11 protein-coding genes are annotated in these 13,950 nt (G+C 35.7%); 8 read left to right on the top strand and 3 right to left on the bottom strand.

Annotated elements, in window-relative coordinates; genetic code table 11:
* The first annotated feature begins 238 nt into the window (after positions 1-238).
* On the top strand, positions 239-1,843 hold the full coding sequence (locus CD036_RS06410; RefSeq protein WP_103388360.1) for a BCCT family transporter: 1,605 nt from the start codon (positions 239-241) through the stop codon (positions 1,841-1,843).
* 265 nt (positions 1,844-2,108) lie between these two features.
* Here the strand turns inward: CD036_RS06410 and cudC are convergent, their stop codons facing one another.
* Complete coding sequence (cudC, locus tag CD036_RS06405; RefSeq protein ID WP_103388224.1) at positions 2,109-2,666, bottom strand: choline uptake/conversion transcriptional regulator CudC; 558 nt, start codon at positions 2,664-2,666, stop codon at positions 2,109-2,111.
* Positions 2,667-2,871: 205 nt separating this feature from the next.
* Here cudC and betB point away from each other — a divergent pair, with 205 nt between their 5' ends.
* Together betB and betA are read left to right on the top strand one after the other, a co-directional pair.
* Complete coding sequence (gene betB, locus CD036_RS06400; RefSeq protein ID WP_103388223.1) at positions 2,872-4,362, top strand: betaine-aldehyde dehydrogenase; 1,491 nt, start codon at positions 2,872-2,874, stop codon at positions 4,360-4,362.
* Positions 4,363-4,400: 38 nt separating this feature from the next.
* The gene (betA, locus tag CD036_RS06395; protein ID WP_103388222.1) at positions 4,401-6,086 is read left to right on the top strand and encodes a choline dehydrogenase; all 1,686 of its coding nucleotides are present in this window, start codon (positions 4,401-4,403) and stop codon (positions 6,084-6,086) included.
* 124 nt (positions 6,087-6,210) lie between these two features.
* Here the strand turns inward: betA and CD036_RS06390 are convergent, their stop codons facing one another.
* On the bottom strand, positions 6,211-7,077 hold the full coding sequence (locus CD036_RS06390) for an oxidoreductase (RefSeq protein ID WP_002508878.1): 867 nt from the start codon (positions 7,075-7,077) through the stop codon (positions 6,211-6,213).
* 71 nt (positions 7,078-7,148) lie between these two features.
* Between CD036_RS06390 and panB the strand changes: the two genes are divergently transcribed.
* From panB to CD036_RS06370, 4 genes are all read left to right on the top strand, one after another.
* Positions 7,149-7,958, top strand: coding sequence for a 3-methyl-2-oxobutanoate hydroxymethyltransferase (panB, locus tag CD036_RS06385; RefSeq protein WP_103388221.1), 810 nt, complete (start codon positions 7,149-7,151; stop codon positions 7,956-7,958).
* A 4-nt stretch (positions 7,959-7,962) separates the two neighbouring features.
* On the top strand, positions 7,963-8,817 hold the full coding sequence (gene panC, locus CD036_RS06380; RefSeq protein ID WP_103388220.1) for a pantoate--beta-alanine ligase: 855 nt from the start codon (positions 7,963-7,965) through the stop codon (positions 8,815-8,817).
* The gene (gene panD, locus CD036_RS06375; protein ID WP_103388219.1) at positions 8,817-9,203 is read left to right on the top strand and encodes an aspartate 1-decarboxylase; all 387 of its coding nucleotides are present in this window, start codon (positions 8,817-8,819) and stop codon (positions 9,201-9,203) included. The genes panC and panD overlap by 1 nt, the downstream gene beginning before the upstream one ends.
* A gap of 95 nt (positions 9,204-9,298) precedes the next feature.
* A complete protein-coding gene (locus CD036_RS06370) occupies positions 9,299-10,438 on the top strand; it encodes a CapA family protein (protein ID WP_103388218.1) in 1,140 nt (379 codons plus the stop codon).
* Between the two features lie 465 nt (positions 10,439-10,903).
* Here the strand turns inward: CD036_RS06370 and CD036_RS06365 are convergent, their stop codons facing one another.
* Entirely contained in the window at positions 10,904-11,845 is a 942-nt protein-coding gene (locus CD036_RS06365; protein ID WP_021459661.1) for a nucleoside hydrolase, read from the bottom strand.
* A gap of 253 nt (positions 11,846-12,098) precedes the next feature.
* Here CD036_RS06365 and CD036_RS06360 point away from each other — a divergent pair, with 253 nt between their 5' ends.
* Positions 12,099-13,496 (top strand): MFS transporter, encoded by a 1,398-nt coding sequence (locus CD036_RS06360; RefSeq protein WP_021459660.1) that lies wholly within the window; start codon positions 12,099-12,101, stop codon positions 13,494-13,496.
* Positions 13,497-13,950 lie beyond the last annotated feature (454 nt).

The raw sequence follows: 13,950 nt of genomic DNA, 5'->3' as shown, positions 1-13,950 counted from the left end.
GATTGTGGCGATTTTTATGAGAAAGAAAAATATGTAATATATATATTTATTCATCGTGAAAGATTCTGAAAACTGTATGCAATTTGCATTATTATATATTTTTAGTTAACCTCATGTTTGTGAATTAAATCTTATGCATTTGTTTTCGCGCTAGCGTAATGAAATGTTTGGAATATGAAAATCAATTTGATTGGGGGACCCATTTTTGGATAAAGAAAAAGAACGTAGAAGTAAGGTTATGGATTGGACAACCTTCATAGGTGCTTTTGCTATTTTATTAATTTGTGTTATTCCTATGATGGTTTTTCCAAAAGCAAGCGAAGTTTTTATTACTCAATTAAATGATATAGTGACTACCAATTTAGGTGTCGCATACATAGTTATCGGTTTGGCAGTATTAATTTTTGTACTGTACATTGCATTTGGTAAGTATGGAAATGTCACGTTAGGTCGTGCGAATGACCGACCTGAGTTTAATACATTTAGTTGGGCAGCAATGTTGTTTTGTGCTGGAATCGCTTCTGATATTTTATATTGGGGATTAATAGAATGGGTTTATTATTTCCAAGTTCCACCGCATGGGGCAAAAGGTAAGTCAGCGGAAGCTTTAGAATATGCCACAATGTATGGCATGTTCCATTGGGGACCAATTGCATGGGCATCATTTGTATTGCCAGCATTAGCTATTGGTTATTTGATTTTTGTGAAAAACAAGCCAGTTTATAAAATTAGTCAAACGATGAGACCAATTTTAAAAGGTCACACGGATGGATTTATTGCTAAAATTATTGACGTATTATTTATACTTGGTTTAGTTGGTGGAACGGCGACGTCATTAGCATTAGGTGTGCCAATGGTTTCAGCCGGTTTGGAAAATCTTTTTGGCGTTGACGGTAATAGTATGATTACCAAAAGTATAGTTTTATTAGGTGTTACTGCTATTTTTGCTTATAGTTCATACTCGGGTTTGAAAAAAGGTATTAAAGTTCTCAGCGATGCCAATGTGATATTAGCATTTGTTTTACTAGCATTTGTACTCATTGTCGGGCCAACATTGTATATTTTAGAAAATACAGTGACAAGTGCCGGTAATATGTTTAAAAACTTTTTCCAAATGGCGACTTGGTTAGAACCAGAAGCGAGTATACCTGGTAATAAAGATACGAAATTCCCTGAGTCATGGACAGTATTCTATTGGGGTTGGTGGTTCGTTTATGCGCCATTTATCGGCTTATTTATTGCTCGTATCTCACGTGGCCGTACACTGAAAGAAGTTGTTTTAGGAACGATAATATATGGCACATTCGGTTGTATGTTGTTCTTTGGTATCTTTGGAAACTATGCAGTATATTTACAAGTTTCAGGTACTTTTGATGTTGTAAGTCATATCAATTCGATGGGACCAGAAGCAACCATAATTTCAATTTTAGATCATTTGCCGTTAGGTAAGGTTGTCATTGTATTATTCTGTATCTCAGCTATTTTATTCTTAGCAACGACATTTGATTCAGGAGCATATATCTTAGCTGCTGCATCACAAAATATGGTTATTGGAGAGCCAATCAAAGCCAATCGTCTATTTTGGGCTTTTGCATTATGTTTACTACCATTTTCATTAATGTTAGTAGGTGGTGAGGAAGCGATGACCGTACTTAAAACGGCCACCGTAGTTTCCAGTGTGCCACTGCTAGTCATATTTGTGATGATGATGTACTCGTTTATTCAAACGTTAAATAAAGATCGATTGAAATTACAACGTCGTGCTGATAAATATAAAGAGATAGAACGTCGTTCATTGCGCATTACGCAAATTGGTGAGAAAAAGCAAGATGATAACTTATAAATAACAGAAGCGCAAAAGTATTAGTTATAGCGCTAAGCTGTCGACAATGTCACTGACCTTGTCGGCAGTTTTTTTTGTGCACTTTCTGCGGTCACTGCCTCAGCCTGTAGTCTTCGGCGTGTGCTGTTCCCACAGAAGTCGGCCCCCGGCAATGATGACTAGTATTGAAAAAAGCTTGGTTTGAAGCGCATTTGCAATGCAGTCAGCTACTGCCAATATAACAAAAGACTAGGACAATCAATATTGTCCTAGTCTCTTGTCTACGTTACTTAATTTCTTTTTGCTCTGGAATTGGGAAATATTCAAAAATTTCACCTGATTCAATTGCGTCACTTAAATTTGCTAACCATTCATAGTAAGGCAACGTATCGATAAGTTGTTGCTTTATTGTTTCAGCTTCGGTTTTAGTAGTTGCGTCTACCTGTTCATCATTGATGAGCTTATCTAAAAGTGCAACAGCTTCATAAACACCATCACGATTAATTTCAATTTCTCGATTCCATTTATGAGGGAAGAAGTTACTGAAGAAATTGAAAAAGTTTTTTTCTGCAATAAAGTGTTGTTTTCTACTACCACGCGTGAATTTTTGTTTCACGATATCGTATTCTTGTAAACGTTTGACACCGGCACTCATACTAGGTTTACTCATTTGAAGTTGTTGACGCATTTCGTCTAAAGTCATGCTTTCTTCAAATAACATCGTGCCATACAAATTTCCGACGCTCCGATTAATACCATACAAGTCCATAGTTGCACCGATTGCATTGATAACAATATCTTTAGCTTGGTCTACTAACACTTCAGGTTGTTCTTTATTCACCATAAGGTGCACCTCCAAATCCATTCATAATATTATTAATAAAATAAGACGCGTTGATACCAATATTACCATAATACTACATGATATTTTGATGTATAGCGTCGATTTTAATAATTAAATGCGTTTGACACACTTTCAATTACTATGCTAACATAAGTTTGTAAAATTCGTTAAATAAAAATTTAACAAAGTTAACGGAGGTATTTTGATGGAACTTGTAAACAATTTATCTCGTCGTCAATATATTGATGGTGAGTGGGTAGATAGTGCAAATAATGAAACACGTAAAATTATCAATCCATATAATCAAGAAACAATTATAGAAGTTGCAGAAGGCACAGCCGAAGATGCTGAACGCGCAATTTTGGCAGCGAGAGAATCGGTTGAATTAGGTGAATGGACTCAAGAAACAAGTGAAGTCAGAGCACAGAAAGTAAGAGCAATTGCAGATGCAATCAAAGCGAATAAAGAAGAATTAGCAAGACTAGAAACATTAGATACTGGTAAGACTTTGGAAGAATCATATGCTGATATGGACGATATCCATAATGTCTTTATGTATTTTGCAGGTTTAGGCGATAAAGACGGAGGTGAATTAATCGATTCACCAATTCCAAACTCAACAAGTAAAGTTGTAAAAGAGCCTGTAGGAGTGGTGACACAAATTACACCATGGAATTATCCTTTATTACAAGCTTCATGGAAAATTGCACCAGCATTAGTAGCTGGTTGTTCCTTAGTTATGAAGCCAAGTGAAATTACGCCTTTAACAACGATTCGAGTATTCGAATTAATGGAAGAAATAGGTTTCCCTAAAGGGGTTATCAACTTAGTCTTAGGTAAAGGATCTGAAGTAGGAGAACCGTTATCTTCTCATCCAGAAGTAGACTTAGTTTCTTTCACAGGTGGAATTCAAACTGGTAAACACATTATGAAGCAAGCAGCGGACCATGTGACAAATATCGCCCTAGAATTAGGTGGTAAAAACCCTAACGTCATCTTTGACGATGCTGATTTTGATTTAGCAGTGGATCAAGCTTTAAATGGTGGTTATTTCCACGCAGGACAAGTATGTTCCGCAGGTTCTAGAATTATTGTGCATAACGATATTAAAGATAAATTTGAAGCAGCACTAATCGAACGTGTAAAAAATATCAAATTAGGTAATGGCTTTGATGAAACAACAGAAATGGGACCAGTCATTTCTGCAGAACATAGAACGAAAATTGAAAACTACATGGAAATTGCTAAAGATGAGAACGCAACAATTGCGATTGGTGGTAAACGTCCAGAGCGTGAAGACTTACAAGATGGTTTCTTCTTTGAACCAACTGTAATCACGAACTGTGATACATCAATGCGAATCGTGCAAGAAGAAGTCTTTGGCCCAGTAGTGACAATCGAAGGTTTTGATACAGAAGCAGAAGCAATCCAATTAGCGAATGATTCGATTTATGGCTTAGCTGGTGGCGTCTTTACGAATGATGTTGGCAAAGCAGAACGCGTTGCGAGTAAGTTGAAAATGGGTACGGTATGGATTAATGATTTCCATCCATATTTTGCACAAGCACCTTGGGGCGGCTATAAACAATCAGGTATTGGTAGAGAATTAGGGAAAGCAGGTCTAGCAGAATACCAAGAAGAAAAACATATATTGCGTAATACTAATCCAGAAGCAGTGAATTGGTTTGGTAAATAAGCGCACAATCAAGACAAACTTAGGAGGTTTTTACACACATGAAACAATCTTATGATTATATAATTATTGGTGGCGGTAGTGCTGGTTCAGTACTAGGCGCACGTTTAAGTGAAGATAAATCGAAAAACGTATTAGTGTTAGAAGCAGGACGTAGTGACTATTTTTGGGATTTATTAATTCAAATGCCAGCAGCGTTAATGTATCCAGCAGGTAATAAACTATATGACTGGATTTACGAAACTAATGCAGAGCCATTTATGGATGGACGTAAAGTAGGACACGCCCGAGGTAAAGTGCTAGGCGGTTCAAGTTCTATAAATGGTATGATTTATCAACGTGGGAATCCACTTGATTATGAAAAATGGGCAGAACCAGAAGGTATGGAAGGCTGGGACTTTGCACATGTTTTACCATATTTTAAACGATTAGAAAATACATTTGGTGCGTCAAAAGACGATAAGCATCGTGGTCATCATGGGCCGATTAAATTAAGACGTGGACCAGCAGACAATCCATTGTTCCAATCATTTTTTGAAGCTGGTGTAGAAGCAGGCTATAATAAGACACCAGATGTCAATGGTTATCGTCAAGAAGGTTTTGGACCTTTCGACAGTAATGTAAGTAATGGTCGTCGTGTGTCAGCTTCAAGAGCATACTTACACCCTGCAATGCGTCGTAAAAACTTAGATGTTGTAACACGTGCATTTGTTACGAAAATCAACTTTGAAAGTAATAATAAAGTTTCTGGCGTTACATTTAAACGTAATGGTAAAGAACAAACGATAAATGCGAAAGAAGTTATTTTATCAGGTGGTGCCATCAATACACCACAATTATTACAATTATCTGGAATTGGTGATGCAGAGTTCTTAAAATCTATGGATATCGAGCCACGTATTGATTTACCTGGTGTGGGTGAAAACTTTGAAGACCATTTAGAAGTTTACGTACAACATAAGAGTAAAGAACCTATTTCATTACAACCTAGTTTAAATAAACTTAAAATGCCTTGGATTGGTATGCAATGGCTATTTGCACGTAAGGGTGCGGCAGCATCTAACCACTTTGAAGGTGGGGGTTTTGTTCGTTCAAATGAAGACGTAGATTATCCAAACTTAATGTTCCACTTCTTGCCGATAGCTGTAAGATATGATGGTCAAAAAGCACCAGTTGCACATGGGTATCAAGTGCACGTAGGACCAATGTACTCTAACTCACGTGGACATTTAAAAATTAAGTCCAAAGACCCATTTGAAAAACCAGAATTTATCTTTAATTATCTATCAACAGAAGAAGATAAGCGTGAATGGGTAGAAGCAATTCAAGTTGCGCGTAATATTTTAAATCAATCAGCTATGGATCAGTATAATGGTGGAGAAATTTCACCTGGGCCAGAAGTACAAACACCAGAAGAAATTATTGACTGGGTTAAACGTGATGGCGAAACAGCATTACACCCTTCATGTAGTGCGAAGATGGGTCCGGCATCAGATCCAATGTCAGTAGTTGATCCAGAGACAATGAAAGTACATGGTATGGAAAACTTACGTGTTGTGGATGCTTCAGCAATGCCACGTACAACAAATGGTAATATCCATGCACCAGTATTAATGATGGCAGAAAAAGCAGCAGACATAATTCGTGGTAAAGAATTATTAGCACCTGAGTATGTTGACTACTATCAACACGGTGTTAGTGACAAAGATGCTGGAACAATTAAATAATAGCGTCAAAGCTGTAAAATAATTGTAGAGTAAAAGAACTTGGAACGTGTTTAATGTTCCAAGTTCTTTTTGTATATCTATAGTAAGTGACGATGTAAAATGTTAATTTAAATAGTTTTATGCTTTATAACTTTACATGTTGTTGATAGGCATGAAGTAATTTATAAGTTGTACGAATTGTAGGTATTGCTAAATTGTGTTTAATTCCCTTATGAAAGATAAAACCCTGTATGGCTTCTACTTCTATAGGACGTGAGTGTAAATAGTCATAATACATACTTGTACCCATTTCATCAGGATAACCATTATAAATAGAAAAGATGTCATCAACAATAGTTTGAGGTAACTGAATGCCTTCAGCTTTAGCAACTTGTACACCTTCAAGTAATAAGTCACGACATAATTGTTTAGCCTCTTCAGTTTGTAATACTTTGGCAGGTGTTTGTGTTAACGCAGTAACTGTATTAATACCCAAATTAACAAGCAATTTATACCAAATTTTAGTAGTGATATCGTCTTCTAAAACTAAAGTGAGTTGTGTATGTTGAAGTTGTCGTGCAAGTGCTTGTGTATGTGAATCTTTTTGAATATGAAGTATTTCATCTCGATAGTGCAACACGTTATCGTGCTGCTTTTGGCCACTAATATAGACTACTGCTTGATAGATATGCGGTAGCTGTAAACTATCTGTATTGACGTAACCATTTTGCGCTAAAATTACAAGTGTATTAGAGGAGCAAATCCGTTGTATATGAGGCATTACAGAATCTAATTGATACGTTTTGACAGCAACAAATACAACATCAACCTTACCTTTAGCTTCGGTTAATGGTGTGACATTTAGCGGTTGTGCTACATTATTATCTCCCGGGTAATAATTGATCGTCTTATGTTGACGTCCTAATAAACTTACAGTAGAAAAAGATTTTTTGAGTTCATAAGCGATAGTACAACCTACAGCACCTGGTCCAATTACAGCAAATTTTGTCATATCTTACTACTTCCTTTTTGGGTATGATTTTTATATACTATTGCTAATATTATAACAAATGGGGTTAAATGATGGTTAAAACTATAAGTGATTTATTAACAATGAAACAAAATAAGGAAAAGATATCTATGCTCACTGCCTATGACTATCCAAGTGCCAAACAAGTAGAAGCAGCGCATATTGATACGATATTAGTCGGTGATTCTTTAGGTATGACAGTGCTTGGTTATGACAGTACAGTTCAAGTTACTTTAGACGATATGATACATCATAGTAAAGCTGTGAAGCGAGGCGCACCGAATACGTTTATCGTTGTTGATATGCCTTTTGGGACGGTGGGCAGTAATCCAGACCAAGATATAGCTAATGCAGTTCAATTATATCAACAAAGTGGGGCACATGCGATTAAAGCTGAAGGTGCACATATTGAATCATTTATTATACGTTGTAAAGCATTAGGCATCCCAGTCGTACCCCATCTTGGGTTAACACCACAAAGTGTCGGTATTATGGGTTATAAAATGCAAGGTGCTTCGACTGAAGCAGCACAACAGTTAGTAGCTGATGCACAACGCATGGAACAAGCTGGCGCAATTATGCTTGTGTTAGAAGCTGTGCCTAGTGACTTAGCACGTAAAATTAGTAAGACTTTGACTATTCCGGTGATCGGTATTGGTGCAGGTGTTGGTACAGATGGGCAAGTATTGGTCTATCACGATGTTTTAAATTATGGTGTAGACCGACATGCTAAATTCGTCAAACAATATGGTGATTTTGCTATAGGTGTTGAAGCATTGCAACAATACCATACAGAAGTGAAAAAGCATGAATTTCCATCAGTTGAACATACGTACAAAAAGAAAGTTTGGGACGAGGAGTAGAACAATGACACAAGTTATTTCAAATATTCAAGAGATGCAATCGTTAATGCTACAATTAAGAAAATCAAATAAATCTATAGGTTTTGTACCTACAATGGGTGCACTACATGATGGTCATTTAACCATGATGCAACAATCTGTGAGAGAGCAAGATATCACTGTTGCGAGTGTATTTGTAAATCCTTTACAGTTTGGGCTTGATGAAGATTTTGATGCATATCCAAGGCAAATTGAACAAGATGTCAGTTTAGTAGAGACTGTAGGTGTGGATTATGTGTTTTATCCATCAGTTGATGATATGTATCCAGCTGAATTAGGTGTAGCGTTAAAAGTAGGTAGACTTGCTACAGTGTTAGAAGGTGCACAACGACCAGGTCATTTTGATGGTGTCGTTACAGTGGTAAATAAATTATTTAATATTATTCAACCAGATGTTGCTTACTTCGGCAAAAAAGATGCCCAACAATTAGCTATTGTTGAAAAAATGGTAGCAGACTTTAATCATAATATTCGTATTGTAGGTGTTGATATTATTAGGGAAGCAGATGGTTTAGCTAAAAGTTCACGCAATATTTATCTTACTACTCAAGAACGTGAAGAAGCAGTACATTTATACAAAAGTTTGTGCTATGCTAAGCAATTATATGATGAAGGTGAACGTCGCAGTGACGTGCTCATAAAAGGTGTGACACAATGTTTGACCTCTCATACGAGTGGTAATGTAGAAGAAGTTGCTGTATACAGTTATCCAGAATTAAAGGAACAAAAGTACATATCAGGACGTATTTTTATTTCTTTAGCAGTGAAATTTTCTACAGCACGCTTGATCGATAATATTATAATAGGAGAGGTATTTTAATGATTAGAACAATGATGAATGCTAAAATTCACAGAGCCAGAGTGACAGAATCTAATTTGAATTATGTAGGCAGCATTACGATTGATAAAGATATACTAGAAGCTGTGGATATTTTACCTAATGAAAAAGTAGCGATTGTAAATAATAATAACGGTGCGCGTTTTGAAACGTATGTTATTGAAGGTGAACGAGGTAGTGGCAAGATTTGTTTGAATGGTGCTGCGTCACGTTTGGTTGAAGTGGATGATATTGTAATTATTATGACCTATGTTGCTCTGAATGAAGAAGAACTCCAGTCACATGTTCCTAAAGTAGCTGTGATGAATGAATATAATCAAATAACTCAAATGTTGCATGAAAAAGAGAGTCAAACGATTCTAGAATAATATAATAAAAGTAATCATATTAAACAAACTTATGTTTTTATGATTACTTTTTTTAATTCATTATTATAATCACACATATATAAGGGGATAATAAAATGAAGAAATATAGACTAACGTTCAGTTTAGTGATTATTTTATTTTTGTGTGTTGGTTATACAACGTTAAATGAACTGAAATATTTGGACAAACATACCTCTGTTGTGGCAGTAGGTGACAACTTAATCCATCCTGTAGTTTATAATGATGCGAGTCAACAAGATGGTACGTTTGATTTTAGTGAAATGTATAAACCAGTAGAACAGTATATTCAATCAGCAGATATAGCGTATATTAATCAAGAATCTCCTATGGGTGGAGATGATAAAGCATTTTCAGGTTTTAAACGTTTTAATACACCAAGCCAGTTAGCACAAAATGTAGTAGCAAGTGGTTTTAATCTTATTAATGGGGCTAATAATCATGCTTTAGATCAAGGAGTAGCTGGATTGGAACATCAAATTGATTTATGGAAGCGTCATCGTACAATGTACACTGGTACATTTAAGTCGTCCGAAGATCGTAATAATATTCCAATTAAAAAAGTTAAAGGTATTAAAGTTGCTATGCTGAGTTATACATATGGTACGAATGGTCTAAAGCGTAAAGCGCCTTATCATATTAATTATTTCGATGAAGCGGTGATTAAACGTGATATTGCTAAAGCGCGTAAATTAAGTGATGTAATTATTGTATCCGCGCATTGGGGCAAAGAAGGCAAAAGTAAGCCTAGTAACAAGCAACGGTATTATGCACAATTGTTTGCAGATGAAGGTGTTGATGTTGTTTTAGGTATGCATCCTCACGTTATACAACCAATGGAATGGGTTGAAGGAAAGCATGGTCAGCGTACTTTGGTAGCCTATTCACTGGGAAATTTTCTTAATGGCCAAGAAACAGGTGACGAGAAAAATATCCTTGGTGGAAGTGTGAATTTTGATATTAACAAAAGTCCTAACGGGGTGTCGATTGAGGATGTACGGTGGAAATCATTAGTCATTCATAATGAAATTGTAGACCCTGGCAATAGCGATAGCAGATATAATTTTGCTGTATATCCGTTACATCGATATCCAACTAAGTTAGCAGATAAACATTCTGTACAGTTTAAAGAAGATAGTGATATGTCTGTAGCGCATTTACAACAACATACACGTTCGATTATAGATGAACAGTTTTTAACTCCAACAAGTTATTGACAGTATAAAGGTGAGCGAGAGGTGTCTAGGAATCATTTCAGTGGATGTAGTGAAAACCGATTTTGTTAGCAGTTTTTGTGCACGCTTTCCGCGGGCACTGCTTCAACCTGTAGTCTTCAGCTAGTGCTATTCCCGCAGGAGTCGGCTCAAATTACTGCTAATATATAGAAAAATCTTTTGGAGTACTAATGTTTAAGGTCTGTTTACTGACAATAAAACAAGAGGATACAGACAAAGTTTTCGGTTTTATTGGCAGATTTTTTGTACAGACTTCCGTAGGCGTTGCCTTAGGCTAGTGTCTTTGGCTAGTGGGCTTTCTTCTGTAATTGGCCAAAAAACTTTCAATATTAAACGAACCTTAGGTGAAAGTAGCCTAAGGTTCGTTTATGTTTAAAGCAAGAGATTGAGACGACAAAATTTTTAATGACACTAGGTCTTTGTAGCGCTTCCTATGTGTGTTGTAAGTTAGTGTGTAACTTTTTTAGCTAAATCAGTAATATATAAGAAAAAGTCATCATGATCAACATGAGTAACAACGTCTACTTCTCGACCGTTAGTTTCATCTTGGTAAATTTTACCTTGGCTAGGACCATCAGTGATAACAGCGGCTTTCACAGTGTATTGATGTACTAATTCAGGTTTACCAATATAAGCAGTTGTTAATACATCCCATAAAAAGTAAGTAGAGTTTGTTTGGAAATGTGTTAGTGGTGGAACTGCTGCGTAACTAACTCCTAAGAAATCAACCCCGATATGATGACGTTCGTCGGCCCATTGTTGTCGAATAGCAGGTGTTAACGGTACTTGATTGGTACTTTCAAGCGCAACCATATCAATTGAAATAGTAGTATTAAATACTGCAGCTACAGCCTCAGGGTCCCAAAAAGCATTCCATTCGGCACTGCCATCATGTTCCGGCTCTTCAACATTACCTTTAGATAAGAATGTGCCTCCCATCCATACTAAACGTGCAATATTGTGTTCTATAGTTGGATTTACTGCTAAAGCTTTAGCTAAATCAGTTAATGGTCCAGTAAATAATAAGGTTACAGGCTCAGAAGATTGACTTACTTTGTCAATAATATCTTGATAGGCGTCGGTATCAAGTATTGTAGACTGTGAAGCGGTAGGTTCATTTAAAATAGGTAAAGCATCCATAAAAAAGGCATGCATACGCCAATCTTTAGGGAATGGGTTTTTGCCACGTTCTTTAGAAGCGGCAACATCTATCTGTGTAGTTGAAAAGCGATTGATAATTTTTTGGGATGCACTCGTTGCAGGTTCTACATAACTATCTGCGCCAATTGCACTTACACCAATAAGATTAATGTTTTCCATTTGTAATAATAAGAATAATGAAATTAAATCATCCACGCCACCGTCATGATTAAAATAAAGTTGTTTCATATGTTTGCACCTCCAAGTTAAATATAACTACTTTATTATACCACGCTAAAAAAAGTGAATTAAGTTGCTTAACCCTTTAATGAACTTATTTATGATTAGTGTTTTAGCAACTTAGTATTAACTTTAAGTGCATAAATAACGAAAGATATTTTAATTTAGCAAAAGTGTGTAAAATTAAAATTTCTAATTTGGTGTTTATATTTATCTGTATAGGTTATTTGTAAAGGTAGATACAAATAAGGGGTGTTTTTGTGTGAAATTCAAAAAGGAAAACGTGAATCACGTTGATTCAAGTAAAGCCAAAAAAACAGTCGTTGCCACGGGTATTGGTAATGCAATAGAGTGGTTTGACTTTGGTTTGTATGCCCAGTTGGCAGTCATACTTAGTGCAAACTTTTTTGGTAATTTACCTCAAGAAATGCAAATCATTTCAACTTTTGCAGTATTTGCATTTGCTTTTATAGTAAGACCAATAGGTGGTATTTTCTTCAGCCACCTTGGAGATAAATATGGTAGAAAAATTGTATTATCTACTACAATTTTATTAATGGCCGCATCTACGTTGATGTTAGGTCTGTTACCAACACAAGATCAAATAGGCATTTGGGCACCTATTTTGTTACTTGTAGTTAGAATGATACAATCCTTTTCAACAGGAGGAGAGTATGCAGGCGCCATGACTTTTATTGCTGAGTCTTCACCTGATAGTACTCGCGGTAAATTAGGAAGTGGCTTAGAAATCGGTACATTGGCAGGTAATATTTTGGCAGCAATATTGGCTGGTACAATGTATGCTTTATTATCAGACCAACAAATGGCTGATTGGGGTTGGAGAATACCGTTTATTATTGCAGCTCCACTAGGTATTGTCGGTATTATTCTGCGTAGTAGTTTGGATGAGAGTCCGGCATATGAATCTACGTTAGAAGAACAAGAAGAATTAGAATATTCTTATTTAGATATCTTCAAATATTATTGGAAAGACGTTATTGTGTGCTTTACTGGTGTAGCATTTTTAAATGTTGCTAACTACATGGTGCTGTCATACATGCCATCATTTTTAAATACCACAATTAATCTAGGTGGTACGATGGGATCTATATTAAGTACGATAACCATGGCACTTATGATACCGGCAGTCTTTTTCTTTGGTTGGTATAGTGATAAAGTGGGCAATAAACGTACAACGATGTTTGGACTTGCAGGATTTAGCTTATTTTCAATTTTGGCATTTTGGCTAATGACTATACCATCCATTCCAGTTGTAATTATAGGTCTCTTTATTATTGCACTGTTTATGTCAACGTTTGAAGGTGTTATGCCTTCAGTGTTACCAAGTATGTTCCATACTAAAGTAAGATTGCGAACATTATCATTGGTATATAATATTGGTGCTGCTATTTTTGGTGGCCTAACGCCATTCATTTTATCAACTTTAGTGGAAACAACTGGCCAACAAATTGCACCATCTTATTACTTAGTAGCTATTAATGTTATTGGTTTATTAATCTTTGGCTTTATGTTCAAGTCAACGTCAAATAAATCATTACGTGGTGCATATCCGAATGTAGAAAGTCAGTCAGAGTATGAAGAAGTTATTAAGAATCCTAAAGATGCACTATGGTGGACAGAAGAAGATAAGCCTCAGTAATGGCTTAGCATATTAAAAAGTAGATAAATATGGGGTAGCAGAGTAATCTTTTGAAAATAAGATTGCTCTGCTCTTCTTTTTTATGCTTATTCGTAGCGTGTAGAATTTTACGGCAGCGTATTTGTGTTACATTAAATCGTACAAAATAAAGGCTAATTTCGTGAGAAAAAATGCATATATCACTCGCAAAGTGTAAAATATATTATTATAGAGAAAAATGTACCAAATTTATAATTTATATGATTATGTAAACGGTTAAATGTTGTTATAAAGGGCTGTATGAGACAAAGTATTGTTCAGTGGAAAGCATAGAAATTATAAAATTTATGAATAAATAAGTTACATAAGCAAGTGCCGATTTATTGACTGTACGTATAGCATAAACGAAGTTAATTCAAAAAAACGATTATGCATCAATTAGCTATATAACGTATTTTTATACAATTAATGTTAT

This window comes from Staphylococcus arlettae (assembly GCF_002902345.1).
Lineage (GTDB): Bacteria > Bacillota > Bacilli > Staphylococcales > Staphylococcaceae > Staphylococcus > Staphylococcus arlettae.
This window is presented reverse-complemented; position numbering and strand designations above follow the sequence as displayed.

Coding starts and splice junctions, on each gene's coding strand:
- CD036_RS06410 (WP_103388360.1), top strand. CDS start 239: ATGGATTGGACAACCTTCATAGGTGCTTTTGCTATTTTATTAATTTGT.
- cudC (WP_103388224.1), bottom strand. CDS start 2,666: ATGGTGAATAAAGAACAACCTGAAGTGTTAGTAGACCAAGCTAAAGAT.
- betB (WP_103388223.1), top strand. CDS start 2,872: ATGGAACTTGTAAACAATTTATCTCGTCGTCAATATATTGATGGTGAG.
- betA (WP_103388222.1), top strand. CDS start 4,401: ATGAAACAATCTTATGATTATATAATTATTGGTGGCGGTAGTGCTGGT.
- CD036_RS06390 (WP_002508878.1), bottom strand. CDS start 7,077: ATGACAAAATTTGCTGTAATTGGACCAGGTGCTGTAGGTTGTACTATC.
- panB (WP_103388221.1), top strand. CDS start 7,149: ATGGTTAAAACTATAAGTGATTTATTAACAATGAAACAAAATAAGGAA.
- panC (WP_103388220.1), top strand. CDS start 7,963: ATGACACAAGTTATTTCAAATATTCAAGAGATGCAATCGTTAATGCTA.
- panD (WP_103388219.1), top strand. CDS start 8,817: ATGATTAGAACAATGATGAATGCTAAAATTCACAGAGCCAGAGTGACA.
- CD036_RS06370 (WP_103388218.1), top strand. CDS start 9,299: ATGAAGAAATATAGACTAACGTTCAGTTTAGTGATTATTTTATTTTTG.
- CD036_RS06365 (WP_021459661.1), bottom strand. CDS start 11,845: ATGAAACAACTTTATTTTAATCATGACGGTGGCGTGGATGATTTAATT.